This window comes from Thiothrix caldifontis, assembly GCF_900107695.1.
Taxonomy (GTDB): Bacteria; Pseudomonadota; Gammaproteobacteria; order Thiotrichales; family Thiotrichaceae; genus Thiothrix; species Thiothrix caldifontis.
Genome location: NZ_FNQP01000006.1, coordinates 155289 through 181730, shown reverse-complemented (window position 1 = coordinate 181730; position 26442 = coordinate 155289). Strand labels below are relative to the sequence as shown.

The window sequence follows — 26442 nt, the reverse complement described above, 5'->3', positions numbered from 1 at the left end:
TTACAGTAAAAGACCAAGCTGTTTAAGCAAAGCATCGCTTAATGCACCGGCGGCGACCTGATCAAATCCTGCAAACATTGGGTTAGTATTGATCTCCAAAAACTGCCACTCCCCTGTATGCGGGTCAGTTTTGAAATCAGCCGCTGCGAAATCCAGCCCTAAATGATCTGACAAGCACACCAGTTTTTCCACCAAATCACCCGGTACATCCACCACCTGCATCCGGGTAGCAGACGATGAACGGTAATCCAATGCCTCCGCCTGAATCAGAAAGCCAAACCAAGCGTTACCAATACGAAATACCCGCAACTCCGGCGAAGCTAAACGCCGTTGCACAATCTGCGGGTAAGACAGTATGTTATTTCCCGTGATTTCATGCGCTGCCAACGGAGTACAGTAAGCGCCGCCCGTCACAGGCTTTGCCACCCACTCCCCCTGTTCATGCAACTGTGCCAACGCGAAAAGGTCGTTGCTGACATACGTATCAGCAACGTTAAACCCCATGCTCAACGCCAAGCGTAACATGTAAGGCTTATTAACCCCGCCACACGGCAGGAACCGTCGATTACATAACGCAATATCCGGCGAACTTAACAGCCAGCCGGACACGCTAACAAACCATTCACGCGCTGCTGAATTATCTTGAGCATTGTTGCTCTTCAGGTAAGCAAACACATCCTGTCGGATAAATGCTGCCGATACCGCGACTTCCTTGTCGTCATCCAGCAGACGATTTTGGTGAATATCCCAATGCAAACGCGGCGAACCCGATTGCCCTGTGAGCAAACAATGCACGGGAATATCATGCAATGCCGCCCGTTTCAGCAGACGTACCAATTGAGGGTCAGTATCACCGCCTGCTAATAGCAATCGGGGCTTTATTGTCATGGTTGAATCACCTTATTTGTAATCGTGATGCCCGCCGTCTTCTTCGCCAATTGCCAACGTGGTCGCAATGGGGTCATCCACTGGCGGCAAACCACCGTCTTCCTCACCTACCATCAAAGTCGTAAAGCTTGGCTCTGGTCGGAAATTGCTAATGGTGTAGCCCATTTCCTCATCCGCTATCTGGAAGCTTTGATCAATATAAATCGACGCTGGCAGGCCATATTGCTTGTCGTAACTGACATCAACCTTAGCCGCACCGCCCTTGATACCCTGCTCCACCAAATTAAACAAACCATCCGCATTCAAATTGTAAATAGACTGCTTATTTGTTTGGCGGTCATCAGGGAGCAACTCACCGGTATCCGCATAGGTAGCCGACTTAACGCTCCCGTCACGCACCTCAATATTAATCGGGCGGATAGCATCGCCCCGACAGAAGCAATTGCGCTGCAAGGTAAACGAGTAATCGTCAATATCCAGCGAATCCCACTTTTTGCGGTTCGCGTCCAACTGTTGTTGTGCATCTGAGCTTGTGGAACTGCCTCCATTAATGGCTTTAACATCCTGTTGTGTTAGTTTTTTCCGTGAAATTTCACCACCAGTAATGCCGCCGGAAATGACCAAGGTATCGCCCGCACTGAGCTTGCCGTCCTTTTTACTATCCAGCACTTCGTAACTCAACGCACCCTTAATATCGAAACGTTCGCGCACCGCTTTATCTTGCTGCCGCGTCAGTTGCAGCGGTTTAGGCTGCGGCTTGGATGGCTCAGTGGGGGGCAATTTGTCATCAATCACTTGAATCAACTGCATAATGAGCTTGATTAGGGCTTCATTATCGCCTTTGCCAAACGTGTTGTTGCCTGACTTGCTTTGAATCGCTTTCACTGCATCGCCAAGCACGCTAGTGGCAGCCGCCAGCGTAGCGGCTGAACTGCTGCTGTTTTGATCAGTGACATGCGCTGGCTTGCTTCCACTGCCCTGTGTTATCCCTGTCATCGTGAATCCTCCAGTGTTAGGGTATATGCCTAATTTGGCATGTCCCATTCTTCACATTTGTAACGCTAGTACCGATTACCTTCAGATGGGCAGACATTTTCCCCTTATGAGCGGCAAGGGAAAGCGCTACACTTGAACCCATCGCCAATATGCTTTACAACACCACTTACTCGTACTACTCGTCAATTTCGCCTTAATCGCTTTTGGAGGACACATGGCAACCCGCGAAGAACTCAGCGCACAAGCATCCGCCTGCAACGATGCAGAATCCTACGCCGCCCTTGCTAAACAAGCCGCAGCCGAACCCGCCGATCTGGATTACGCCAAAGAATTGCTGGCAAAAGGCGAATCCAACTGCTCCTTCCCCGCGCATTACGTCGCGGTTGCAGAAGGCTATGTCGCGGTGGGTGATAAGGACAAAGCCGCTGCCCTGTACGACGAAGCTGCCAATGCCTGCTTTGATGCCAAAGAAAAAGCCGAAACCGGCTACAGCATTGCCAAATTCCTCGGCGATCGTGACAAAGGTCGTGCGTTATTGGAAGAAGCTATCAGCGAAACCACTAACACCACTGAATTGCTGTCTTACGCCGGTTACGTGCAAGACGCGCTGCAAGACAATGCGCTTGCCAACAAACTGTTCAGCAAAGTCACTGCCAACTGCAAAAGCATTGCCGACTACCAGAAACTCGCTACCGACATTAAAAACAGCGGCAACCCCACGACCGCACTGATGGTCTTCAAAAAAGCAGCACCTTCCAGCAGCGAAACTGCCGACGTGGTGAGCTTCGCCCAAGGTTTGAAAGACCTGTTCGGTGATGATAAAGAAGTCGCAGCAACACTGGGCGATGCGGAAAGCAACTGCATGTTCCCTGCGCAATTCGTCACCCTCGCAGGCGGTTTCATGAACCTGCTCGGCGATAAAGCCAAAGCCGAAGATTTGCTGGAACAAGGCAAAAACTTCGCCATGAGCGGTGAAGAAAACCTCGACCTTGCCACCGGTTACGCCAGCTTACTGGGCGACCAAGCCACCGCTAAAGATATGTACGGTATTGCCCTGAACGAATTCAGCGGTAAAGAAGATTTGCTGAAACTCGCCAGTGCCGTTGCCGCCAACATGGATGATAAAACCATCGCAGGCAAGGCTTACGACAAACTCGCCAGCAAACTCAGCACCCCTTCTGATTTGGCAATGTTGGCAAAAGCTGTCAACGATAACCTCGGTGACAAAGACCGTGTTGCCAGCATTTATGCTGCCGCCGAAAGCAAAGCCACTAACGCTGCCGCATTGGTATCACTCGCAGGCGAAGTCAACACCAACCTGCAAGACCCTGCCAAAACCAACGCACTGTATGCCAAAGCGGTGGACGCTTGCAAAGTTTACACTGACGCAACCAGCATCCTCGAAGCACTGGCAAAAAACCCAGCCGATGCGGCACTCGCAGCCACATCCCTGCAAAAGGCGTTGGAACTGACTGAAACTAACGCGCAAGTGTTAGATGTAGCGCAACGGGCGCAAAAACTGACACCGGGCGATAATACTGTGGTCATCCAAGCGCTCGACAAAGCCGAAGCCAACGTCAGCTCACTCGATGAAATGCGCAAACTCGCCAATGCCTCCAAGCAATTGCTGGCAGATGATGCCGAGCGCAACGACCGTATCGGTGCGAAATTGGCTAAACGCGAAGCCAGCCAAGCACGTTACACCGAATTCCAGAATCAGGAAAAAACCCTGACGCGCCCCAACCAGTTCATTGCACTCGCAGGTGCGGTGGTCGAAGAACTGGAAGACACCTCTTACGCCAGCCAATTGCTGACCACGGCGGAAGAAAAGATGCAGGAAGCAGGCACGTTCAGCTTTGCCGCTTACCAACCACTGATCGTTTCCGTCGGCAATCTGGTCAAAGACAAAGCATGGTTAGCGCGTTTGCTCGACTTAGCCGCGAACAACAGCAATACCTTTGCCCAAGTGCGCAACCTTGGTGAAACCGTCAGCAAGCAACTCAGCGACACCGAATTTGGCAAAACCTGGACGCAGCAATTCTACGCCGCACAACTGGAAAAGTTGGATAGCAGCAACGCCAGTACTTTCGAGTACAACAAGCTCGCCAAGGCCGTGAAAGAGCATTTGGATGACGACGCGCAAGCTCAAACCATTCTGGACAAAGGCGAAGCCAAAGCTCAAAACCATTTCCACTTTGCGTACATGGCAGAACTGGCGCAAAAATGGGGCAATAGCAGCAAAGCCGAGAGCTTGTACGCTAAAGCCACTGCCGCGTGTCAGGATGCCAGCCAGCAACGTGAATTAGCGGATTTGATGCGTAAAGCGGGTGTGGTTAGCACGCTGGCACAAACGGCAACGCAGAGTCAGGGCGGTAAGGGTACTTACTGGTAAGGGGCTTTCCTCTCACTTCCCATATTCATCCCCTTGCAGGATCGTCCCTCAAGGGGAGAGAGTGCAGAAAAGGAATAATGAAAAAAGTCAGTTTGTTTGTCGATGTACAAAACATCTACTACACCACGCGCTCTGCCTACGGGCGCAGTTTCGATTACAACCGCTTTTGGGCGCAAGTCACCAATGGGCGTGAAATTGTACAGGCGAGTGCCTACGCCATCGGGCGCGGTGATGAAAAGCAGATGCAGTTCCAAAATATCCTGCGGGCGATTGGATTTGAGGTGAAGCTTAAACCTTATATCCAGCGCAGCGACGGTTCTGCCAAAGGCGATTGGGATGTAGGTCTTACGCTAGATGTGATCGAAGCTGCCGCACATACTGACATTATTGTGTTGGCTTCCGGGGATGGTGATTTTGATATGTTGTTAAAACGCGCAAGCCAGCGTTACTGTGTGGAAACCGAAGTGTATGGCGTACCCGGTTTGACAGCGAATTCTCTCATCAATGCAGCTACTCGCTATATGCCAATTGATGAGTACTTACTGCTGGGCAAGAACCCTAGCGCACATTCCTGAGCCACTAACTACCCTTTATCAGTTGGGGGTTACACTTCGTCAGCTTTCTGGCATTATCCAGCCATAAATATAAAAAAACTATAAGTAAATAGGGCATCATAATAATACGAGAGAGTCTTCGATGTTAACTCCTAAACATCTGCGTGTCTGCGCCCTAGTATTGGCGGTATCTGCCAGTGTCTCTTCCCCAACCGTGTTCGCTAACGCGCCTGATAAAATATCCAATGCTGCTTCTGCACCCGATACCGATCAACTCATTATTCGTTTCCGCGACAATGTGGGTACTACTGCGGCTGATAAAGTGCTGTCACGTCTGCGTACTGAAAAAGGCGAAAAATTTGCTTACACCAAAACCACACACGATAACGCCGCTGTGTTTCGTTTCGAGAAGCGCAAAAAGAAAGCCGATTGGGGTAAGTTATCGGTTTGGTTGAAGCAATTGCCAGAAGTGGAATACGTCGAACCGGATTTCATCATGAACCGCATGGAAGTGTCAGCACCGGTCACACCAAACGATTCTTACCTGAGCTATCAATGGTCATTGTTGGATGCCATTAGTGGTATTCGTGCCGATCAAGCATGGGGTTACACCGCTGGTCAGCGTAGCGTTGTGGCTGTCGTCGATACGGGTGTCTTGCCGCATGTGGATTTATTGCCGAATCTATTGGCGGGCTATGACATGATTGCCGATGCTGCTGTGGCTAATGACGGTAACGGGCGCGACAGTGATGCGACGGATGCGGGTGACTACGTGTTAGCTGGTGAATGCGGCAGTACCACCAATATCAATAGCAGTTGGCACGGTACGCATGTAGCTGGCACGATTGCTGCCGCTGGGAATAACGCCGAAGGTATTGCTGGGGTCGCTTATGCTGCCAAAGCCTTGCCCGTGCGGGTATTGGGCAAGTGCGGCGGCTATACCTCCGACATTGCGGCGGGGGTTATTTGGGCAGCAGGCGGCACGGTATCCGGTACGCCAGCGAATCCGAATCCCGCTCGTGTTATTAACTTGAGCTTGGGCGGCGCATCCGCGTGCGGTTCAACCATGCAAAATGCCATCAATACAGCGCGTGGTAAAAATGCCGTTGTCGTGGTGGCAGCGGGCAATAGCAATACCGATGCCAGCCAATTTTCACCTGCCAACTGTGCAGGCGTTGTGACCGTGGCAGCAACCGGCAGAAATGGCGGGCGTGCTTACTATTCCAACTATGGCAATGTCGTCGATTTAGCCGCACCGGGCGGTTCGATGAACACGGGGGCAGCAGACGGTATTGTGTCTACCCTGAATACGGGGACGCAAACGGCGCTTGCCGATACTTATAAATATTACCAAGGCACGAGCATGGCAACGCCGCATGTGTCAGGCGTGGTGGCGTTGATGTTAGCTGCCAAACCTACCCTGACACCGGATCAAGTCGAAAGTCTGCTGAAATCAAGTGCACGTGCTTTCCCGCAACCTTGCGCGAGTTGCGGGACAGGTTTGTTGGATGCCACCGCCGCTGTGCAAGCAGCTACCAATTTCACCGCACCTGTTGACCCTTACGCCGTCTTGCTGAGTGATTTGAAGAAAAACCGTGACCTGTGGCGTACGCAAAATTTATTGAATTACACTTATGTATTGGAGCAGAAAACCGGCACGAGTTCGGCATTGCGTTTAAAACTGACGGTGAAAGCAGGTGTCTTGACCGAAGGCGTGAATCTGGCAACCAATAAAAAGTTGTCTGCACGTGATTTGAAAGCCAAAGGCAAAACTATTGAACAGTTGTTCACGCAAATCGAAACCGCCATCAACAGCAAGTACGCCATCGTCAAAACGGCGTATGACACTACACTGGGCTACCCGCTGGATAGTTTCTTGGATAAAAGCACCAGCATCACCAGTGATAATGTGAGTTTGAAAGCCTCCAGTCTCACCAAGCTATAAGCCACCACTGAGCGTGTGAAGCACAAGGTTTCCGCCGCGTTTGCCAGCGGCGGCGTCTTCGGTGTTACGCGAAGATATTGCTTGGTAGGTGGGGCGATTTTGTGCATGACGCGGTGTCGTCTATACTGCTAGCGGTATGTTTCAACATCGCGAGGAGAAGCAAGATGATTTTCAGACAGCTTTTTGAGCAAGACTCCAGCACTTACACCTACCTACTGGCTTGTGAACAGTCGGGCGAGTGCGTGCTGATTGACCCGGTGATCGACATGGTTGAGCGTGATTTGGCGGTATTGCAGGCATTGGGCTTGACGCTGACCTACACGCTGGAAACCCATATGCACGCCGACCACCTGACCGGGGCGCGTAAATTGCGGGCTTACACCGGCAGCAAAATCGTGGTTCCAGCGATGGATAAATTGGCTTGCGCTGATTTGGGGGTTGAGGAAAATCAGGTGTTCCGGGTGGGGCAAATTGAATTGCACCCGTTATTTACACCGGGGCATACGGGGCATCACCACGCTTACCTGTTGGATAACGGGATGCAAAAAGTCCTGTTTTCAGGCGATGCGCTGTTGATTGAAGCCTGCGGACGCACGGATTTCCAATCGGGCGATCCGGTCAAATTGTATCAAAGCATTACCGAGAAATTCTTTACCCTGCCCGATGAAACCTTGGTCTACCCGGCGCATGATTATGAAGGCAGGCAGCTTACCACCATCGGACAGGAAAAAAATCGTAACCCGCGTGTGGGTAACAACACCTCGCAGGAAGCGTTTGTCGCTATCATGAATGGGTTGAACTTGCCCTACCCACGCAAGATTGATTTCGCTGTGCCGGGCAATGAGTTGTGTGGGGAATGCCCCGACAATGTGCCGGAGCAGTATCGTGGTGCTTGTGAGATTGTGCAGTTGCCGCCGGAATTGAGTCGGTCGGTGAAAGCGGGTGATCAGGGCTGACGCTATACATTACCTGACAACGGCAAGCTGATTTCCACCCGCAAACCGCCGCTGCTGAGATTTTTGGCGCGAATCGTCCCGCCGTGGCTTTCAATCGCCCGCCGCGCAATCGCCAAGCCCAGCCCGTAACCGTTACGGCTGGTGCTGGCGTTACTACTACGCTGGAATGGCTCGAAAATACTGCCCAACTCGGCTTCCGGCACACCCGACCCTTGATCATCCACCGTCAGATACAGGCGTGACGCGGCAGTATTTTGGTGAATCGCCAACGTTACCGCCGTGTTTTCGGGCGTATGGTGGATGGCGTTGCGCACTACGTTTTCCAAGGCGCGATACAGCAATTCACCGTGCCCTTGGATGATCGGGCTGTCCTCCACATCGCACTGGAACACCATATGGCGCGACAGTGCATTCGCCTCAAACCGCGCATCATCAATCACCGCATCCGCGAGTTCCAGAATGTCGATGTATTCATCCAACGGCTGCGGCGTGCCGGATTCGAGGCGCGAAAGCGTCAGCACTTCGCCCACCAAGGTATCCAAGCGTCCGGCTTCGTGTTCAATACGGGCAAGGCTGCTTGCAACTTTTTCCGGCTGTTGATGCGCCAAACCGATGCTGGCTTGCAAGCGTGCCAGAGGGGAGCGCAATTCGTGCGAAACGTCATGCAGCAAGCGGCGTTGCGATTCCATTAGGGTTTGCAGTTTGGTTGCCATGTCGTCGAAATCACGCCCTAAATCAGCAATTTCATCACGCCGCGAACCCATCGTTGAGGTGACGCGCTGGCTCAAATCGCCTTTGGCGGCGGCATGAAAGGCTTTGCGCAAGATGCCGATGGGTTGTGAAAAATACCATGCCAGCAGGAAACTGGATAAAAAGCTGGCGGTAATGCCGGAGATAATTAGGGTTGGGGTAGATATACGGTGCGGTGGTGGCAGTCGTCGTTCTTGCTGAAATTGCGGGTATTGGCCTGCCAGTGGCGCGAACAGCAGGTAACTTTCTGCGCCGGTTTGGACTTGGCGGACGATGGGCAATTTGAGGTTTTTCCCAAGGCTGGCGCGAACCCGTTGGAGGGTGTCATCCGATACGGTGCGCTCTAGCAACTCCTTGCCGTTGGGATCTACGGCGTAAATTTGCAAGCCTTGGGGGGCTTCATCGCGTTGTTCCTGCAACATATTGCGCATCGCGGCTGTCCCGCCATAAAGGAAGGTGTTGGCGGCAGCTTTGACCGCGAGGACGGAGCTGGGGCGTATCACCACATCTTTTTCTATGTCCTGCAATGCACTGTGGTGCAACCAAACAGCAATGCCCGTAACACCGCCCGCCACCAGCAGCGTCAGCCAAAACGTGAGGAGGATTTTCCAAAACAGTCTGCCCATGTTTATTCCCCGATCAATTGGTAGCCAATGCCGCGCACGGTTTGGATGCAGGAACGCCCATCCGTAAGATTGCCAAGTTTGTGACGGATACTGCTCATGTGTACGTCGATGCTGCGGTCGTAACGGGTCAATGGTCGTCCTAAACCGTGGGTGGAAAGATCGGCTTTGCTGACGGGTTGACCGGCTTGGCGAGCGAGAACTTCAAGCAGGTTGAATTCGGTGCTGGTGAGTTCTAACGGTTGCCCGTGCCAGAGGGTTTGGCGTTTTTCGGGGTAAAGGGTGAGTGCACCGGTTTGCAGCGGTTCGTGATTCGTGGTGGTGGTGTCGTTGCTGGTGCGGCGTAGGATGGCGCGGATGCGAGCCACCAATTCACGCGGCATACACGGTTTTGGCACGTAATCATCTGCGCCGAGTTCCAAGCCGATAATGCGGTCGATGTCGTCGCCACGGGCGGTGAGCATGAGTACGGGCAGTTTGCTGTGGGTGCGGATGCGGCTGAGGGCTTCGATACCGCTCATGCCGGGCATCATCACATCCAACACCACCAGCGCGTAATCGCCGTTGAGGGCTTCGCGCACCGCTGCATCACCGTTATGCACGGCGGTGACGTGGAAACCTTCGCGTTCCAAGTATTCGGTCAGCATGTTGGTGAGTTCGATGTCGTCGTCGACCAGTAATAGCTTGCTCATGGTGTTGGTTTCAGTGTGATGATATGGCTGGAATCATACGGTTATTAAACCGCGAGAGTAGGGTGTTTTACATATCTTTACACGGCGTTTACCCACCTTTACCCGCCGTTAGTCCACACTTGTACTATGCAAAAACGCTAAGGACAAAATTCGGCATGATCGTTTATAAACCATTTACCGTGTTCGCCAGTGTGGCAGTCAGCCTGTCGCTGTTTGCCTGCACACCCGCCAGCAACGTGCGTGATGTTGCAGCAGCAAGTACAACCGCTGCACACCAGTCAGCAGCCAGCAACCCCCGCAAACCTATCCAAGCCGCATGGTGGCAAACGTTCAACGACCCGCTCATGACCGCGCTGATTCAGGAAGCCCTGCAAGCCAGCCCCGACATCAAAACTGCACAAGCCAGCCTGCGAGCTGCCCGCGCCCAACGTGCGATTGCCGGAGCGAGCCTGTTACCCAGCCTCTCCAGCGGCGCATCCGCCCGCCGCAGCGGTGGCAATGACAGCTACGGCGCAAACCTCGACGCCAGTTGGGAAGCTGACATCTTCGGCGGCAATCGTTTAGCCGATAAAGCCTCTGCCGCCGACTTGCAAGCCACCCAAGCCAGTTTGGAAGACGTAAAAGCCTCCCTCGCCGCCGAAGTTGCCAGCAGCTACGTTAACCTACGGCTGGCATAAGCCCGCCTCGCCGTTTCGCGCCAAAGCCTCTCCTCGCGTGACGAAACCGTGCGCCTGATCGGTCTGAAACAACAAGCAGGGCTTGCCAGCGGCTTAGAAGCCGATCAAGCCAAGCTGAGTTTGGGGCAAACCCAAGCCCAAATCCCCGCACTGGTAAACAGCGTTACTCAATCGCAACACGCCCTCGCCATCCTCACCGGCAAAGAACCGGGCGCACTCAATACCCGCCTCGCCGCCGCCAAACCGATTCCCACGACTGGCGGGCAATTGCTGAATAACATTCCCGCCAATGCCCTCCGCCAACGCCCTGATATTCGTGCTGCTGAATACAAAGTCACCGCAGCCGGATTGCGGGTCGGCGAAGCCAAAGCCAACCTCTACCCCAGCTTCAACCTCGGCGGATCACTCAGCCTCAGCAGCCTAAGTCTGACGGATTTGCTGGATACTGGCAGCATCGCCCGTTCCCTCGCTGCTTCCATCAGCGCACCCTTGTTTGACGGTGGTAGGCTCAAACAGCAAGTCGAAGCCAAAGATGCCGCCCGCGAACAAGCCGTTGCCAGTTACCAAAAAGCTGTGCTGGGCGCATTGCAGGATGTTGCAAACAGCTTTTCCACCCTGCAATCGCTGAGCGAACGCCAACCGTTACTGGCGCAAAACGTCGCATTGGCACGCAGCGCCGAACATCTGGCGCAGCTTAGCTATGACGCAGGCACTGCCGATTTCCAAAATGTGCTGGACGCGCAACGCAGCGTCTTGAGCGCACAAGAAAGCCAGTTGTCCGCACAAGCAGAACACACTCAGGCAATGATCAGCCTTTACAAAGCCATCGGCGGCGCGTGGTAGGAGAACCTTATGAGCAACCCAATCAATTCAACCACCACCGATTCCGTCAAAGCGGTATTAGCAGCAGGTGGCAAAAAGAAATCCCAAGGCAGCAAGGGCAAGTGGCTGCTGGCACTGCTGGTCGCGGGGATAGTCGCAGGTGGCACAGGCTATTACTTCATGGGGCAATCGCAAACCAAGAGCCAAGCCAGCTACAAAACCACCCCCGCCAAAACCGGTAATCTCAGTGTTACGGTGACGGCAACCGGCAACTTGCAACCCAAAAATCAGGTCGATATTGGCACAGAACTCTCCGGCACAGTCGATGACGTGCTGGTGGATGCCAACGAAGTAGTGAAAAAAGGGCAGAAGTTGGCAAGCCTCAACACCGCCCAGTTGCAAGACACCATTACCAAAGGCAAAGCCTCGCTGGCTTCCGCCCAAGCCAAAGTCAAACAAACCGCAGCCAGCGTCAAAGAAGCTCGGACTAAACTCAACCGTTTGCGTGAGTTATACAAAGCATCGGGCGGCAAATTGCCCGCCAAATCCGAGATAGATGCTGCTGAAGCGACACTTGAACGTGCTCAAGCCGATGCTGAAGTCGCCAAAACCACCGTGACTTCTGCCACTGCCGAATTACGTTCCTCCGAAACCAATCTGGGCAAAGCCATTATCACTTCACCGATTAACGGCGTAGTATTGACCCGCACCGTCGAACCGGGGCAAACCGTCGCTTCGTCCTTGTCCGCGCCAACTTTGTTCACACTGGCAGAAGATTTGGCACAAATGGAAGTCGAAGTCGGCGTGGATGAAGCCGATGTCGGGCAAGTCAAAGCCGGGCAAAAAGCCGAATTCAGCGTGGATGCATGGCCGGGGCGTAAATACCCCGCTGAAATTACCCGCGTCAGTTTGGGGGCGGATACTTCCGAAAACGTGGTGTCTTACCTCACGGTGCTGGCGGTGCAAAATACCGATCTGACCTTGCGCCCCGGCATGACCGCCACCGCCACCATCAAGACCGAATCGCGGGAAAATGTATTGCTCATTCCCAATACGGCTTTGCGTTTTAGCCCACCAGTCGCTACCGTGCCCGCTGCCGCTAATGCCAATAGCAGTTTCTTGTCTAAGCTGATGCCGCGTCCGCCGGGTATGGGTGGGCAACGGAAACGCACCAATGGTACATCACCTACACCTAGCCCCGATGGAATGCAAAAAATCTGGGTACTGGACAACAACACGCCTGTGGCGGTGGAAGTCAAAACCGGCATTAGCGATGGCAAGCAAACCGAAATCGTCAGCGGCGACTTGAAAGAAGGAATGGCGGTGATCACCGAAAGCACCGGCGGCACAACAGGTGGCAAGCAATGAGTGCGTTAATCGAATTACGCGGTATCACCAAAATCTACGGGCAAGGGCAGGCGAGCTTCAAAGCGTTGGATGGTGTCAATATGACCATTGAACAAGGCGATTTTGTCGCCATCATGGGGCCGAGTGGTTCGGGTAAATCCACCGCCATGAATATTCTGGGGTGTTTGGATGTGCCCAGCGACGGCGAATACCTGTTCCGCGATGTGCATGTGGAACAGTTGTCACGCAACGAACGCGCTTTGTTGCGGCGGCATTATCTGGGCTTTGTGTTCCAAGGCTTCAACCTATTGGCGCGGACTTCCGCACAGGAAAATGTGGAATTGCCGCTGTTGTATCGAGGCGAATCCACCGCAGCGCGTCATAGTGCTGCCCAAGCCGCGCTGAAACAAGTGGGGTTGGAAGGTTGGGGGCATCATACCCCCGCAGAACTGTCCGGTGGGCAACAGCAACGGGTAGCCATTGCGCGGGCGATCGTCACCAACCCAACCATCTTGCTGGCGGATGAGCCGACCGGCAACCTCGACACCAAAACCAGCAATGAAATCATGGCCTTGCTCACTGACCTGAACGGCAACAAAGGCATTACCGTGCTGATGGTGACGCACGAACCGGATATGGCGGAATACGCCAAACGCATCATCCACTTCGTTGACGGCAATATCGACAGCGACGTGCGCAAACGGGAGATCACCTGATGTTATGGAGCAGCTTTTTACTCGCCCTGCGCGAAATCCGCCGCAATTTATTGCGTTCCTTCCTGACGATTTTGGGGATTGTGATTGGCGTATCCGCCGTGATTACAATGGTGACGTTGGGCAATGGCGCAACCCAAGCAGTGAAAAATCAGGTATCCAGCCTTGGCAGCAACTTGCTGCAAATCCGTAACGGGCAACGCATGATGGGGCCGCCGGGTGGCGGCGGCGCGGGCGGTTCACCACCGTTTTCCTTGGAAGATGTCGAAGCTATTCGCAATCAAATTATCGGGCTGGCAGCGGTTGCGCCGGAGGTGAGCAAGAGTGCTACGGTGGTTTCCATGTCAAACAACTGGTCAACCAGTGTCACAGGTTCGACCAACGATTTCTTCATTGCCGGAAGTTGGAAGCTGGCATCCGGGCGCACTTTCAGCGAGGCAGAAGAAAAAGCAGGGCAAACGGTGTGTTTGATCGGGGAAACCATTCGCCGCGAATTGTTTGGCACGCAACAGCCCGTGGGTGAGAGCTTGCGGGTGAATAACTTTTCCTGCGAAATCATCGGCATTTTGGTATCCAAAGGGCAAGCGTCGATGGGGCGTGATCAGGATGATACGGTGATTATGCCGATCAAAGCGGTGCAACGGCGTTTGACCGGCAATCAGAACGTGTCCAGCATTCAGGTGTCGGTCGCGGACGAAAACGACATTACCAGCGTCAAAGAGCAATTGACCAACTTGATGCGCGAACGCCGCAGATTGGGGGATGACAAGGACGACAATTTCAACGTGCAGGATACTCGCCAGATTGCGGAAGCCTTGTCCGGCACGACACAAGTGATGACGACTTTGCTGGCAGCAGTCGCTTCGGTCAGCTTGTTAGTGGGCGGGATCGGCATTATGAATATTATGCTGGTGTCCGTGACCGAACGTACCCGCGAAATTGGTATCCGGCTGGCGATTGGGGCGTTGGAACGTGAAGTGTTGCTGCAATTTTTGATCGAAGCGGTGGTGCTGGCTTCCCTTGGCGGCTTGGTCGGAATTGGGTTGGCAACGTTAGCATCCATCGGCTTGTCGCAGGTGATGAATGTGCCGTATACCTTCAACGTGGGCATTAATTTGTTGTCGTTTGTGTTTTCGGCAGGTATTGGTGTGTTGTTTGGGTATATGCCTGCGAAACGGGCGGCGCGGCTAGACCCGATTGATGCATTGCGCCACGAGTGAGCGAATAGCGTAAAGTTTGATGGGTTGAAGCGTGAAATTCATTCTATAGTATGTGCTCATGATGATTGTGGTTAGGCGCTAAGTGCTATAAAGGAGGTTCACATGTTACGCAAAGCAGCGCTGTTGCTTGCCAGCATGGTTACGATAGGGTGGGTATCGGTCGCGATGGCGGCTGATTCAGCGGTTCAGGGCAATTTGCTGGAAGCGGCTGATACCAAAGCCAGCGGTGAATATGCTTTTTCTCAATGTCGCCAGTTACAGGGCGAGCCTTTTGATGCACGGAGCAACCAGAAAAAAGCGGTGATTGTGGGCGATAGCTATGCTTGTGATTTCATCAACAGTGTGCAAGAAAATGGTTATTTGAAAGATTACCAAATTCGTCTGCGTTTTATTCCGTATAACTGCCAAACGGTTGCAGGTGAGGATGCTGCTAAGTTTATTGAAGCTAAAGACCGTGCCTTTTGTGCTAAACCAGAGCGTGCTGATAGCTTGGAACGTGCTAAAGCCCAGATACAGGAAGCCGATTTAGTGATTTTTGCATCACGTTGGAAGCCAGCGATAGCTGCTGCATTACCACAAACGCTGCACCAATTGGGTTTGACGCCACAGCAGAAAGTGGTGGTGGTCGGGAGTAAGTTTTTCGGCAAAATCTCGGTGAGGCAATACCTGCGAATGCCTGCCAATGAATTAAAAACATTGCAAAATGAAGTGGATGCTGAAGAGGCAAAAGCAATTAATGCGGTATTGGCAAAGCAATTGGATAAGGACGTCGCTTTTATTGACCCTCATGCCTTGCTGTGCGGTGATGACACCAGTTGCCCGTTGTTTACCGATGACCTGAATCTGATTTCGTATGATGGCAGGCATTTGACGAAAGCAGGGGCGCGTTATGTCGGTAAGGTATTGTTCCAACATTCGGTGCTTAGGCAAATGTGAGGACAAATCCACATTTCCTGCATGACCTTTGCACGTGATTCGGGCAGAATCGCGGCTTCGATTTGTGGATACCAACCTGAACTATGAGCCGTTTGTTGCGTTCCGGTGCTGTGATCAGTGCCATGACTATGATTTCCCGTGTGTTGGGCTTGTTACGCGATATGATTGTTGCCCGCTATTTTCCGGTAGATGGGGCAACGGATGCGTTTTATGTGGCGTTCAGGATTCCTAATCTGTTGCGCCGTTTGTTTGCTGAAGGGGCTTTTTCATTGGCTTTCGTGCCGGTGCTGTCGGAGTACAAAGAGAAACGGGATCGTGCCGCGCTTAAGGATTTGATTGATCATGTGGCGGGGTATTTGGCGCTGATTCTACTGGTGATTACGGTAATCGGTGTGGTTGCAGCGCCTGTGGTGATGTGGGTGTTTGCGCCGGGGTTTGAGAGCAAGCCGAGTGCCCGCCCTGATTTAGCCGTAGAGATGCTGCGGATTACGTTTCCCTATATTTTGTTCATTTCGCTGACAGCGTTTGTCAGTGGCATTTTGAATACTTTTCATAAGTTTGCGATACCTGCATTAACGCCTGCTTTGCTCAATGTGGTGATGATTGCGGCGGCGGTCTGGGGTTCATCCTATTTTGCTGAGCCGGTATTGGCGTTAGCATGGGGGGTGTTTTTCGCGGGGTTGGCACAATTGGTGTTTCAGTTGCCGACCTTGGCCCGGCTGGGTTTGTTACCGCGTTTGCGTTTGCGAAAAGCCCATGAGGGGGTTAGCCGGATCATGAAGCTGATGGTTCCTACCTTGTTTGGCTCGTCGGTGGCGCAATTAAATTTATTGATTAATACTTTGCTGGCATCATTTTTGGCGGTGGGCAGCATTTCGTGGCTGTATTATTCCGACCGTTTTGTGGAATTGCCGTTGGCTATTGTGGGGGTGGCTTTAGGTACGGTCATTCTGCCTAAGCTGTCAAGTGATCATGCGAAAGCAGATGCAACACAATTTCGACAGACAATGGATTGGGCGTTGCGCTTGGGGTTGTTGATTTCCTTGCCTGCAACCTTAGGGTTGGTATTGCTGGCAAAACCAATTCTGGCAACCGTGATGATGCATGGTGAATTTGCTTGGCAAGATGTGCAAATGTCATCCTTGAGTTTAATGACGTATGCGGTGGGCTTGAGTGGCTTTATTTTGGTTAAGGTGTTAGCCCCCGGTTTTTATTCGCGTCAGGATACTAAAACCCCTGTTAAAATCGGCATGATCGCGATCGGGGCGAATATGGCTTTAAATGTGCTGATTGTGTTGCCTTGGTACTTTTCGGGTATAGCGGGAGCGCACGCGGGTTTAGCACTGGCGACCGCTTTAGCAGGTTATGTGAATGCCGGATTGTTGTTTTATTATTTACGTAAGCAGCAAATTTTTAAACCAGAGCAGGGATGGCCTATTTTTTTCGCCAAAGTAGGTGGAGCTTGTGTACTCATGACTGCGGTGGTTTGGTGGGTTTCCCCAGCGGATACTTGGTGGCAAACGGCGAGTGTTTGGCTAAAAGTGGGCTGGTTGACCGGATTGATTGCACTGGCATTAACCAGTTACTTTATCGCACTGCGTTTATTAGGAATGCCGTTTAGGCAAATGTTGGGGCGCTGAAACTTTTTTCTCTGTTACACTTTTGGGCGTGAGAGCATTTTAACTACAGGAATTTATAATGAAAAAATTAGTCACATTACTGTCTGTGCCAGTGGTTTTGCTGGTGGCATGGGGCGGCACTAATTGGTATATGGGGCAGCAGACTGAAACGTCGTTGAAACACTTCATCGAACAGCAAAATCAGGCATCTGCACAAAGTGGCATCAAACAAGAATTAGTCAGTTACGAAAAAAGTGCGTTTGGTGCTAAAGCTATCACTAAGTTGATTATTGATGTGCCGCCATTGAGTGGTTTGGGTGAAATTCAATTTATCAACGATATTACTAATGGCCCCGTGTTTATGGGCGGTACTAGCCCGGTTCAATTTGGCACGGCACGTGTTCATACCCAATTGGATATGGAATCGTTGGAGGCTGAGCAGCGCCAATGGCTGACCACCGCGTTTGATGGCAAGCCACCGCTGGAAGGCAATACCGTCATTGGTTTTGGTGGCAGTACCGATTACGACTTCCTTATCAATCCACTCAAGGTCGACCAAGATGGCACAACTGTGTTGCTGGAAAGCATGACCCTATCCGGTACTTCGGCAGCGGATATGACCGGTAATATCAAGTTGCAAGCAGGCAAAATTGAAATTAAAGATGCGACTGCTCAATTTACCCTGCCTTCCTTGCAAATGGATGGTGACGTTACCGGCATGATTGGTGGGCAAGCGTTAGGAACATTTGATCTCAACATGCCGGGAATTTCTATTTTAGCGGAAGATACAACCGTGCCAGTGAGTTTTGATCTGGCGGTACAGTCTGACAGCGGGGTGGCTGATAATGCGTTGTCAGGTAAAGTTGCGCTGCAAGCGACGAATATTCAGGGTGCAGACGACGCACTTAGCAAGCTCGATTTCATGACGGATGTCAGTGGTTTGGATGTGGCTGGTGTGCAAGAGCTTGGCAAGTTGCAAGCTGAGTTGCAAAGTGTCCAGAACCAAATGCTCTGGAGTGCCGAATCGATGGAAACCCCGGAAGGTCAGCAAAAGCAGCAGGCGTTAATGACTCAACTGACCGATACTACGGGTAAAATCGTTGAAACATTGTTCGGTAAAGTGCTGAAAACGGATAAAAGCCGAGTGCACAGTACCCTCTTGGCAGAAAGTGCTAAAGGTAAGTTGAATGCCGATATTGATCTTACTTACACCGGTAAAGAGATTCCCGATCTGATGGCGCTTGCTGGTTATGGTCCGAATGAATGGGCGAAGATGCTGAAGGGTAAAATGACCCTGGATGCGGATAAAGCTATGCTGCCCCCCGGTACTGAAATGTTGTTGACCCCGCTGAGTGAGCAAGGTCTGCTCAAGCTGGAAGGTGAGAAAATCATGAGTGCGGTCGAACTTGCCGGTGAAAACGTTACCCTCAATGGTCAACAAATGCCTTTTGCTGATTTCATCAATAAACTCGCGCCAGCAGGCATGGAGTCAGGTATGCCGGAAGAGGGCGGTGATCCTAATATGGGTATCCCGGATGACTTGATGCAAAAGATTGAGGCAGAGGGTCTCACGCCAGAAATCATGCAATTACTGGAAGAAAGCGATGATGTACCTAAAGAAACCATTGAAATCATGAAGCAATTGCAACAAATGCAACAGCAACTAGGCGTTGAGGGTTTACCCGAAACGGAACCAGCGCCTAAGGCAGACGATAAAAAGGAGTAACGGATAATGGCGGAAAATGCAACCTCCCCCTATATTTTTGAAGCAACCCCGCATAACTTTCAGCAGATTATGGAAAGTTCCTACCAAGTACCAATCTTGGTAGATTTTTGGGCTGATTGGTGCCAGCCGTGCAAGATGTTGCTGCCGATTTTGACTAAATTGGTGAATGAGTACCAAGGTGGTTTTCTGTTAGTCAAGGTCAACAGCGACCAACAACAGCAACTTGCAGCGCAGTTTGGTGTGCGTAATTTACCTACCGTCAAAATCATTAAAGATGGCAGGATTGTGGATGAGTTCATGGGGGTACAGCCGGAAGCTGAAATTCGTAAACTCATTGATCGCCATCGGGTACGCAAGACTGAGCCTTACCGTCAGCAAGCCCTAGAGATGTACAACAATGGTGACTTGATGGGAGCAATCCAACTGATGGAACAGGTGCTTCAGCATGAGCCGGATTTTCACGAAGCGGCTATTGAATTAGCTGGTATGTTGATTCAGCAAGAACGTGCGGATGAAGCGGAAGCCTTACTCCAAGCGATTCCTCCCGAAGCTGTTGATAATCAAGTGATTAGTCAGCTATTGGCTGAAGTGAAACGTGCCAAATTGCAGGCTCAAGTAGTTGGGGTAGATACCTCAGCGTTAGAGCAACAATTAGCCGCAAATCCTGATGATCTGGCGACTATGCTAGAGTTGGCTAAAATTCGGATTGCTATGGGTGACATTGACGCTGGTTTGGAGCTGTATTTCACAGTTCATAAGAAAGACAGCAGTTTTCAAGACGGTGCTGGTAAGAAAGGTTTATTCAGCACATTTGAATTGATTGGCACGAGTAATCCTTTGGTTAAAAAGTATCGTAACAAGTTGTTTGCACTACTTTATTAAGCTTATTGCTATTTATTTTGTCTATTTTCAGCAAATATGACAACTCGCCCTTGAAATCTTCAAACTAAACCCTACTTTCCACGGCGAAATGATTTTTATCGCCGTGGAGTAGCACAATGAATGATCCCAAAGACAATAACCTGCAAGACGCAGCGACAAACGATAACGCAGCAGCCGTGACTGATGTCATGGATATCGAGCCGTTAAACACCGAAGAACTACAAGCTGAACTCGATAAAGCCAAAGCCGAAGCTGCGGATAACTACGAACAATTACTGCGCTCTCAAGCTGAACTGGCTAATCAGCGCCGTCGGGCAGAAAAGCAAATCGAAGATGCTCATAAATATGCAGCACAAAAATTTCTCGAATCCATCATTCCCGTTATTGATAGCCTAGAAATGGGGATGCAAGCGCAAGGCGACATCGAACAAATTCGTGAAGGAATGCAGCTAACGCTTAAGCAGTTCGAGGCCGTCATGGGCAAATTCAATATTGAAGCTGTCGGCAAACCCGGTGATGCATTCAACCCTGAGCATCATCAAGCTATGTCCATGCAGCCACACCCGGACTTTGATAACAACACGGTATCGATGGTGATGCAAAAAGGTTATTTGCTGAATGGGCGTGTAGTACGTCCGGCAATGGTAATGGTTTGTAAAAAATAAAGATTTAAAGATTTTGTCACCTTGGCTCTTGAAAACGGGCAGATAACCCCACATAAACAAGCCAATTGTGAAAACCTTCTAAAGATAAAGAATTCTGGAGATAGATTATGGGAAAGATTATTGGCATTGACTTGGGTACAACCAACTCTTGCGTAGCTGTCATGGATGGCGACAAACCGAGAGTGATTGAAAACTCAGAAGGCGACCGTACCACGCCTTCGATTATCGCCTTCATGGATGACGAAGTGCTGGTCGGTCAAACCGCCAAGCGCCAAGCGGTCACGAACCCGGAAAATACCCTGTACGCCATCAAGCGTTTGATCGGTCGCCGTTTCCAAGAGGATGCGGTGCAAAAAGACATTAAGCTCGTACCCTATAAAATCATCAAAGCGGACAATGGTGATGCATGGGTAGATGTACGTGGCAAGAAAATGGCTCCGCCAGAAATTTCGGCGCGTGTGTTGATGAAGATGAAAAAGACGGCTGAAGACTACCTTGGCGAACCTGTTACTGAAGCTGTTATTACGGTTCCAGCGTACTTCAATGACTCTCAACGTCAAGCGACTAAAGACGCAGGCAAAATCGCTGGGCTGGAGGTTAAGCGTATTATCAACGAGCCAACGGCAGCAGCTTTGGCTTACGGTATGGACAAATCCAAAGGCGACAGCAAAATCGCAGTTTATGATTTGGGTGGTGGTACCTTCGACGTATCCATAATCGAAATTGCAGATGTCGATGGCGAAATGCAATTTGAAGTATTGTCTACCAATGGTGATACCTTCCTTGGTGGCGAAGACTTTGACATGCGCTTGATCGACTATCTGGCAGATGAGTTCCGCAAAACCAGTGGTATTGATCTGAAAGGTGATCCACTGGCGATGCAGCGTCTGAAAGATGCGGCTGAAAAAGCCAAGATCGAATTGTCTACCAGCCAGCAAAGTGATGTGAATCTGCCATACATTACCGCTGATGCCACAGGGCCAAAGCACTTGAACATCAAGGTTAGCCGCGCTAAGTTGGAATCATTAGTGGATGATTTGATCAGTCGCACCATTGAGCCGTGCAAGGTGGCTTTGAAAGATGCTGGTTTATCGGCTTCTCAGATCAATGATGTGATTCTGGTTGGTGGACAAACCCGTATGCCGAAAGTACAGGAAGCTGTTAAAAACTTCTTTGGCAAAGAACCACGTAAAGACGTGAATCCTGATGAAGCAGTTGCGGTGGGTGCAGCGATTCAAGGTGGTGTTTTGAGCGGTGGTGTCAAAGACATCCTGTTGTTGGATGTTACGCCACTGTCATTGGGTATCGAAACCCTTGGTGGTGTCATGACTAAGCTGATCACTAAGAACACCACGATTCCGACCAAGGCATCACAAGTGTTCTCAACAGCGGATGACAATCAAACGGCGGTTACTGTGCATGTATTGCAAGGTGAGCGTGAAATGGCACGTGATAATAAGTCACTGGGTCGTTTCGATTTGCAAGACATTCCGCCAGCACCACGTGGTATGCCACAAATTGAGGTTACTTTCGATATTGATGCAAATGGTATTCTCAATGTTGGTGCGAAGGATAAAGCCACCGGTAAACAACAAACTATCGTTATCAAAGCCTCTTCTGGGTTATCGGATGCTGAAGTCGAGCAAATGGTTAAAGATGCGGAAGCTCATGCGGAAGAAGACCGTAAGCAACGTGAGCTGGTGGATGCCCGTAACCAAGCAGATAGTATGATTCATGGCACTGAAAAGTCGTTGAAGGAGTACGGTGATAAAGTACCTGGTGCTGACCGTGCCAACATCGAATCGTTGATTAGTGAATTGCGTGATGCTGTCAAAGGTGACAATAAAGATGTGATTGAGCGCAAGTCTGAAGCACTGATGGAAGCCTCCGGCAAATTGATGCAAGCAATGTCAGGTCAAGCCGATAGTGGGGCTGCTGGTGCGGGTGCACAACAAGCAGGCGGTAAATCGAGCGATGACGACATTGTGGATGCCGAATTTGAAGAAGTCGACGGCAAAAAGTAATCTAGCTATCTTCTAAAAAGGCAGGCGCAGCGGGATTTTCCTGCTGTGCCTGATTTTGTCTAAGCAGGAACCGAATTTATGTCTAAGCGGGATTATTACGAAGTCCTTGGTGTGCAAAAAAATGTCAGCGAAGATGACCTGAAAAAGGCATTTCGGCGCTTAGCGATGAAGTATCATCCTGACCGTAACCCTGACAATGCAGAAGCTGAAGCCAAATTCAAAGAAGCCAAAGAAGCTTACGAAGTGCTTAACGATCCGCAAAAGCGTGCTGCTTATGATCAGTTTGGTCATGCCGGTGTCGACCAGTCCGGAGGGTTTGGTGGTGGTCGCGGCGGTGCGCAAGGTGGTTTTGGTGATGTCTTCGAGGATATTTTCGGTGATATCTTCGGTGGTGGACGTGGCGGTAGAGGTGGTGGCGGTGCTAACCGTGCTTACCGTGGTAGCGACCTGCAATATAACCTTGAATTAACGCTGGAAGATGCCGTATTCGGCACAACGACTGATATTCGCGTGCCTTCCTTGCAAAATTGTGAAACGTGTAATGGCAGTGGGGCGAAACCGGGTACGCATCCGCAAACTTGCCCAACGTGTCATGGCAGTGGTCAAGTGCGGATTCAGCAAGGTTTCTTTGCTATCCAGCAGACTTGTCCGCATTGTCACGGCAAAGGCAAAATCATTGCAGACCCTTGCCCTGACTGTCACGGTCAAGGCCGTAAAGAAAAGCAGAAAACCCTGTCAGTGCGGATTCCTGCGGGGGTGGACAATGGTGATCGGGTGCGCTTAGCGGGCGAAGGTGAAGCCGGTGTCAATGGTGGGCCAGCCGGTGATTTGTACGTGCAAGTATTCGTCAAACCGCACGAGTTATTCCAGCGTGATGGCGACAATTTGCATTGCGAAGTGCCGATTCGTTTCACGACGGCCGCTATCGGTGGTGAATTTGAAGTGCCAACGTTAGACGGCAATCGCGTCAGCCTTAAGATTCCAGCGGAAACGCAAACCGGCAAACAGTTCCGCTTGCGCAACAAAGGCGTAAAATCGGTACGCAGTGCGGCTGTCGGTGATTTGATTTGCCGTGTTGTGGTGGAAACACCAGTAAACTTGACGAAACGGCAGCGTGAGTTGTTGGAAGAATTGGATGCAACCTTTGTGCATGGCGGCAAAAAACACAGTCCGCAAGAACACGGCTGGCTGGATAAAGCCAAAGGTTTCGTCAAAGACTTGTTTGAAGGTGACAAATAATGACTAGGATTGCCATCGTAGGTGCGGGCGGGCGCATGGGTAAGGCGTTGCTTGAAGCGTGTGCGCAAACCGACGGCGTGGAAGTGACCGTTGCTACGGAACAGCCTGCCAGCTCGCTGATTGGGGCGGATGCGGGGGAAGTCGCAGGCATTGGCAAAAACGGGGTGATCATTGCACCAACACTGGACGATGCGGCGAACGATTTCGATGTATTGATCGACTTTACCCGCCCTGAGCCGTGCTTGCTGCATCTGAACTGGTGTGTTGCCAAAGGCAAGAAAATTGTTATTGGCACGACGGGCTTTGATGACAATGGCAAAACGGCTATCGCCAAAGCTGCTGAGCAAATTGCGGTGGTGTTTGCTCCCAATATGAGCGTCGGCGTGAATTTGTGCCTGAAACTGCTGGATATGGCGGCGCGAGTGTTGGGTGATACGGTGGATATTGAAATCACCGAAGCCCATCACCGTCACAAAGTTGATGCACCTTCAGGTACGGCATTGCGTATGGGCGAGGTGGTTGCGAATGCATTAGGTCGCGATTTGAAAGCCTGTGCAGTCTACGGGCGCGAAGGTGTTACGGGTGAACGTGAGCGCCAAACCATTGGTTTTGCCACGGTACGTGCGGGTGATGTGGTAGGTGATCACACGGTATTATTTGCCGATGTGGGTGAGCGGGTGGAAATTACCCATAAAGCGTCCAGCCGTATGACGTTTGCTAAAGGTGCAGTGCGTGCGGCTGGTTGGCTTCACGATAAAGCATCTGGCTTGTTTGATATGCAGGATGTGTTAGGGTTGAAGTGATGCAAACGACACTGGTAAAACTTTGGGATTTGCCGACACGCTTGTTCCACTGGATATTGGTGGTCGGCATCAGCTTTTCATGGTTTTGTGCGGAAGTCGGTGGTAACTGGATGGTATGGCATGAGCGTAGTGGGATTTTTCTGCTGGCCTTGGTGTTGTTCCGCATCCTGTGGGGATTTATGGGGAGTCATACCTCACGGTTCGCACAATTCCTGACTTCACCTGCTAATGCTTTGGCACATTTGCGTGAACTGCGCAGTAGGGCAGCAGCATTTCATGTGGGGCATAATCCGTTAGGTGCGTGGATGGTAGTGGTATTGTTGCTAGTGGTGTTGGTGCAGGCGGCTACTGGCTTATTTGCCACCGATGATATTATGACGGAAGGTCCATTGATGGGCTTGGTATCGGGTAAAACCGCAGAGTCACTGACTTCTATCCATCATTTCACTTTCAATATCATCTTGTTACTAGCAGCGGTGCATGTTACGGCTGTTTTATTTTACCGTTTCTATAAGCGTACTAATCTGATTAAGGCAATGGTCGTCGGTAAAGTCGACTGGCCTGCACAGCAGCCCCAACCTACGCATTTGGCATTCAAACCTGCATGGTTGGGAATCCTGGTTTTTGCCATTGTCTATGCAAGTGTTGTGGGTGGAATTGCCTTTCTTGCGAAATTATAAGACGCGTTATGCGCAATGTTGATATAGATCATTAGCAATTATTAATATACTTAACTAAGATACTCTCCATTGACTATTGTGTGACTTTATCGTGATCGCCTCACGGTGAGTGGAGAGTAAGATGAATTATGAAACCTTCTTAGAGCAATTGAGTACGGAAGAAATATCTGCCGTCATTGGGGCGTTGGTGGGGCTTACCTTCGGTATTTTTGCACAGCAAAGCCGCTTTTGTTTGCGTGCTGCTTGTGTGGAGTTCTGGCGCGGTCAAACCGGTAAAAAGTTTGCTATTTGGTTGCTGGCGTTTGGTGCTGCAATGCTGGCTACACAGTATTTTATTGAAATGGGGGCGATTGATACCGGTCAAATTCGGCAATTGAATAATGCCGGGTCTATGTCGGGTGCAATTATCGGTGGTTTGTTGTTTGGTGGGGGCATGGTGTTAGCGGGCGGTTGTGCCAGCCGTTTACTGGTGTTATCAGCGACTGGCAATATGCGCACGATGGTGGCAGGGCTGGTCGTGACGATTGTGGCACAAGCTTCTTTGACCGGTGGGCTATCGCCGTTGCGTGAGGAAATATCGTCTTGGTGGTTGGTGGATGGTAATTCACGTAGTTTTTCGGCGTGGTTGCCACCGTATGGTGGACTGCTGTTGGGTGCGGCTTTTCTGCTGTTTGCATTGTGGTTTGCCAAGCGTCATGAGGTTAACAAGTGGTGGAGCATTGCCGCAATGGTGACAGGTTTGTCTGTTGCCTTGGGGTGGTTGTTGACCAGTTGGCAGGCGAGTAATTCGTTTGACATTGTGCAGGTGCAGAGTGTTAGTTTCACTGGGCCTTCAGCCGATACCTTGATGGGCTTGATTAATCAACCTTACTTGCCGCTCAATTTCAATGTTGGATTAGTGCCAGGGGTTTTCCTTGGTTCGTTGCTGGCGGCGCTGGTGACTCGTGAGTTTAAGTGGCAACAGTTTACGCAAGATAGCGGTTTTACCCGTTTCTTCATCGGCGCAGTCTTGATGGGGTTCGGTGGGATGTTAGCAGGCGGTTGTGCGGTCGGTGCTGGCGTTACCGGTGGGGTCATGTTGGTCATCACGGCTTGGGTTGCACTGTTTAGCATGTGGATTGGTGCTGGCGTGATGGATTGGGTGGTAGACCGTAAGGCGGATGAACTTAAAGCCGCCGCAGAAGCAGCACGGTTAGCAACAGAAAATATGCCGGAGTTTGCCCAAGCTCCCGATTTAGTACGGGTCAACTGAGCCTTCCTGAAAGCCTCCCCAAATCAGGGGAGGCTGTAGGC

General features: G+C 51.1%; 22 protein-coding genes and 1 pseudogene. 19 read left to right on the top strand and 4 right to left on the bottom strand.

What is annotated here, in order from left to right:
• A complete protein-coding gene (locus BLV87_RS06910) occupies nt 1-888 on the bottom strand; it encodes an MvdC/MvdD family ATP grasp protein (RefSeq protein ID WP_093066770.1) in 888 nt (295 codons plus the stop codon).
• A gap of 12 nt (nt 889-900) precedes the next feature.
• The gene (locus BLV87_RS06905; RefSeq protein ID WP_093066768.1) at nt 901-1884 is read right to left on the bottom strand and encodes a DUF6174 domain-containing protein; all 984 of its coding nucleotides are present in this window, start codon (nt 1882-1884) and stop codon (nt 901-903) included.
• 214 nt (nt 1885-2098) lie between these two features.
• Here BLV87_RS06905 and BLV87_RS06900 point away from each other — a divergent pair, with 214 nt between their 5' ends.
• The 4 genes from BLV87_RS06900 to BLV87_RS06885 all read left to right on the top strand — a co-directional run bounded on the left by BLV87_RS06900 (nt 2099) and on the right by BLV87_RS06885 (nt 7731).
• Complete coding sequence (locus BLV87_RS06900; protein WP_093066766.1) at nt 2099-4276, top strand: hypothetical protein; 2178 nt, start codon at nt 2099-2101, stop codon at nt 4274-4276.
• A gap of 77 nt (nt 4277-4353) precedes the next feature.
• Nucleotides 4354-4851, top strand: a complete 498-nt coding sequence (locus BLV87_RS06895) for a LabA-like NYN domain-containing protein (protein WP_093066764.1) — start codon at nt 4354-4356, stop codon at nt 4849-4851.
• Nucleotides 4852-4972: 121 nt separating this feature from the next.
• Entirely contained in the window at nt 4973-6775 is a 1803-nt protein-coding gene (locus BLV87_RS06890) for a S8 family serine peptidase (protein ID WP_093066762.1), read from the top strand.
• 164 nt (nt 6776-6939) lie between these two features.
• Nucleotides 6940-7731, top strand: coding sequence for an MBL fold metallo-hydrolase (locus BLV87_RS06885; protein WP_093066760.1), 792 nt, complete (start codon nt 6940-6942; stop codon nt 7729-7731).
• 2 nt (nt 7732-7733) lie between these two features.
• On the opposite strand, the gene BLV87_RS06880 is transcribed toward BLV87_RS06885, so the two are convergent.
• A complete protein-coding gene (locus BLV87_RS06880) occupies nt 7734-9107 on the bottom strand; it encodes an ATP-binding protein (protein WP_093066758.1) in 1374 nt (457 codons plus the stop codon).
• 2 nt (nt 9108-9109) lie between these two features.
• Nucleotides 9110-9796: a response regulator transcription factor gene (locus BLV87_RS06875; protein ID WP_093066756.1), complete on the bottom strand. Its 687-nt coding sequence runs from the start codon at nt 9794-9796 to the stop codon at nt 9110-9112.
• A 155-nt stretch (nt 9797-9951) separates the two neighbouring features.
• Between BLV87_RS06875 and BLV87_RS19780 the strand changes: the two genes are divergently transcribed.
• The 15 genes and pseudogenes from BLV87_RS19780 (at nt 9952) to BLV87_RS06805 (ending at nt 26401) form a co-directional block, all read left to right on the top strand.
• The gene (locus tag BLV87_RS19780; protein ID WP_245706938.1) at nt 9952-10473 is read left to right on the top strand and encodes a TolC family protein; all 522 of its coding nucleotides are present in this window, start codon (nt 9952-9954) and stop codon (nt 10471-10473) included.
• A gap of 15 nt (nt 10474-10488) precedes the next feature.
• Nucleotides 10489-11316 (top strand): annotated as a pseudogene (locus tag BLV87_RS19775) (efflux transporter outer membrane subunit); the annotation flags it as partial.
• A gap of 9 nt (nt 11317-11325) precedes the next feature.
• Complete coding sequence (locus BLV87_RS06865) at nt 11326-12663, top strand: efflux RND transporter periplasmic adaptor subunit (protein WP_093066754.1); 1338 nt, start codon at nt 11326-11328, stop codon at nt 12661-12663.
• Nucleotides 12660-13358 (top strand): ABC transporter ATP-binding protein, encoded by a 699-nt coding sequence (locus BLV87_RS06860; protein WP_093066752.1) that lies wholly within the window; start codon nt 12660-12662, stop codon nt 13356-13358. The genes BLV87_RS06865 and BLV87_RS06860 overlap by 4 nt, the downstream gene beginning before the upstream one ends.
• Nucleotides 13358-14575: an ABC transporter permease gene (locus BLV87_RS06855; protein ID WP_093066750.1), complete on the top strand. Its 1218-nt coding sequence runs from the start codon at nt 13358-13360 to the stop codon at nt 14573-14575. The genes BLV87_RS06860 and BLV87_RS06855 overlap by 1 nt, the downstream gene beginning before the upstream one ends.
• A 102-nt stretch (nt 14576-14677) precedes the next feature.
• The gene (locus BLV87_RS06850; protein WP_093066748.1) at nt 14678-15511 is read left to right on the top strand and encodes an SGNH hydrolase domain-containing protein; all 834 of its coding nucleotides are present in this window, start codon (nt 14678-14680) and stop codon (nt 15509-15511) included.
• Nucleotides 15512-15594: 83 nt separating this feature from the next.
• Entirely contained in the window at nt 15595-17151 is a 1557-nt protein-coding gene (murJ, locus tag BLV87_RS06845; protein WP_093066746.1) for a murein biosynthesis integral membrane protein MurJ, read from the top strand.
• 58 nt (nt 17152-17209) lie between these two features.
• On the top strand, nt 17210-18856 hold the full coding sequence (locus BLV87_RS06840; RefSeq protein WP_093066744.1) for a DUF945 family protein: 1647 nt from the start codon (nt 17210-17212) through the stop codon (nt 18854-18856).
• Between the two features lie 6 nt (nt 18857-18862).
• Nucleotides 18863-19738 (top strand): thioredoxin, encoded by an 876-nt coding sequence (trxA, locus tag BLV87_RS06835; protein ID WP_093066742.1) that lies wholly within the window; start codon nt 18863-18865, stop codon nt 19736-19738.
• Nucleotides 19739-19854: 116 nt separating this feature from the next.
• Nucleotides 19855-20403, top strand: coding sequence for a nucleotide exchange factor GrpE (gene grpE, locus BLV87_RS06830; protein WP_093066740.1), 549 nt, complete (start codon nt 19855-19857; stop codon nt 20401-20403).
• A 107-nt stretch (nt 20404-20510) separates the two neighbouring features.
• On the top strand, nt 20511-22427 hold the full coding sequence (gene dnaK, locus BLV87_RS06825) for a molecular chaperone DnaK (RefSeq protein ID WP_093066738.1): 1917 nt from the start codon (nt 20511-20513) through the stop codon (nt 22425-22427).
• 78 nt (nt 22428-22505) lie between these two features.
• Nucleotides 22506-23666: a molecular chaperone DnaJ gene (gene dnaJ / locus BLV87_RS06820; protein ID WP_093066736.1), complete on the top strand. Its 1161-nt coding sequence runs from the start codon at nt 22506-22508 to the stop codon at nt 23664-23666.
• The gene (gene dapB, locus BLV87_RS06815) at nt 23666-24469 is read left to right on the top strand and encodes a 4-hydroxy-tetrahydrodipicolinate reductase (RefSeq protein WP_093066734.1); all 804 of its coding nucleotides are present in this window, start codon (nt 23666-23668) and stop codon (nt 24467-24469) included. Before dnaJ ends, dapB begins: the two co-directional genes overlap by 1 nt.
• Nucleotides 24469-25149 carry a cytochrome b/b6 domain-containing protein gene (locus BLV87_RS06810; RefSeq protein ID WP_093066732.1) on the top strand — a complete coding sequence of 227 codons (681 nt, stop codon included), beginning with the start codon at nt 24469-24471 and terminating at the stop codon, nt 25147-25149. Before dapB ends, BLV87_RS06810 begins: the two co-directional genes overlap by 1 nt.
• A gap of 121 nt (nt 25150-25270) precedes the next feature.
• Entirely contained in the window at nt 25271-26401 is a 1131-nt protein-coding gene (locus BLV87_RS06805) for a YeeE/YedE family protein (RefSeq protein ID WP_093066730.1), read from the top strand.
• Nucleotides 26402-26442 lie beyond the last annotated feature (41 nt).

Excerpts from the sequence above, each read along its gene's own strand:
- BLV87_RS06910 (WP_093066770.1), bottom strand. The coding sequence starts at position 888 with ATGACAATAAAGCCCCGATTGCTATTAGCAGGCGGTGATACTGACCCT.
- BLV87_RS06905 (WP_093066768.1), bottom strand. The coding sequence starts at position 1,884 with ATGACAGGGATAACACAGGGCAGTGGAAGCAAGCCAGCGCATGTCACT.
- BLV87_RS06900 (WP_093066766.1), top strand. The coding sequence starts at position 2,099 with ATGGCAACCCGCGAAGAACTCAGCGCACAAGCATCCGCCTGCAACGAT.
- BLV87_RS06895 (WP_093066764.1), top strand. The coding sequence starts at position 4,354 with ATGAAAAAAGTCAGTTTGTTTGTCGATGTACAAAACATCTACTACACC.
- BLV87_RS06890 (WP_093066762.1), top strand. The coding sequence starts at position 4,973 with ATGTTAACTCCTAAACATCTGCGTGTCTGCGCCCTAGTATTGGCGGTA.
- BLV87_RS06885 (WP_093066760.1), top strand. The coding sequence starts at position 6,940 with ATGATTTTCAGACAGCTTTTTGAGCAAGACTCCAGCACTTACACCTAC.
- BLV87_RS06880 (WP_093066758.1), bottom strand. The coding sequence starts at position 9,107 with ATGGGCAGACTGTTTTGGAAAATCCTCCTCACGTTTTGGCTGACGCTG.
- BLV87_RS06875 (WP_093066756.1), bottom strand. The coding sequence starts at position 9,796 with ATGAGCAAGCTATTACTGGTCGACGACGACATCGAACTCACCAACATG.
- BLV87_RS19780 (WP_245706938.1), top strand. The coding sequence starts at position 9,952 with ATGATCGTTTATAAACCATTTACCGTGTTCGCCAGTGTGGCAGTCAGC.
- BLV87_RS06865 (WP_093066754.1), top strand. The coding sequence starts at position 11,326 with ATGAGCAACCCAATCAATTCAACCACCACCGATTCCGTCAAAGCGGTA.
- BLV87_RS06860 (WP_093066752.1), top strand. The coding sequence starts at position 12,660 with ATGAGTGCGTTAATCGAATTACGCGGTATCACCAAAATCTACGGGCAA.
- BLV87_RS06855 (WP_093066750.1), top strand. The coding sequence starts at position 13,358 with ATGTTATGGAGCAGCTTTTTACTCGCCCTGCGCGAAATCCGCCGCAAT.
- BLV87_RS06850 (WP_093066748.1), top strand. The coding sequence starts at position 14,678 with ATGTTACGCAAAGCAGCGCTGTTGCTTGCCAGCATGGTTACGATAGGG.
- murJ (WP_093066746.1), top strand. The coding sequence starts at position 15,595 with ATGAGCCGTTTGTTGCGTTCCGGTGCTGTGATCAGTGCCATGACTATG.
- BLV87_RS06840 (WP_093066744.1), top strand. The coding sequence starts at position 17,210 with ATGAAAAAATTAGTCACATTACTGTCTGTGCCAGTGGTTTTGCTGGTG.
- trxA (WP_093066742.1), top strand. The coding sequence starts at position 18,863 with ATGGCGGAAAATGCAACCTCCCCCTATATTTTTGAAGCAACCCCGCAT.
- grpE (WP_093066740.1), top strand. The coding sequence starts at position 19,855 with ATGAATGATCCCAAAGACAATAACCTGCAAGACGCAGCGACAAACGAT.
- dnaK (WP_093066738.1), top strand. The coding sequence starts at position 20,511 with ATGGGAAAGATTATTGGCATTGACTTGGGTACAACCAACTCTTGCGTA.
- dnaJ (WP_093066736.1), top strand. The coding sequence starts at position 22,506 with ATGTCTAAGCGGGATTATTACGAAGTCCTTGGTGTGCAAAAAAATGTC.
- dapB (WP_093066734.1), top strand. The coding sequence starts at position 23,666 with ATGACTAGGATTGCCATCGTAGGTGCGGGCGGGCGCATGGGTAAGGCG.
- BLV87_RS06810 (WP_093066732.1), top strand. The coding sequence starts at position 24,469 with ATGCAAACGACACTGGTAAAACTTTGGGATTTGCCGACACGCTTGTTC.
- BLV87_RS06805 (WP_093066730.1), top strand. The coding sequence starts at position 25,271 with ATGAATTATGAAACCTTCTTAGAGCAATTGAGTACGGAAGAAATATCT.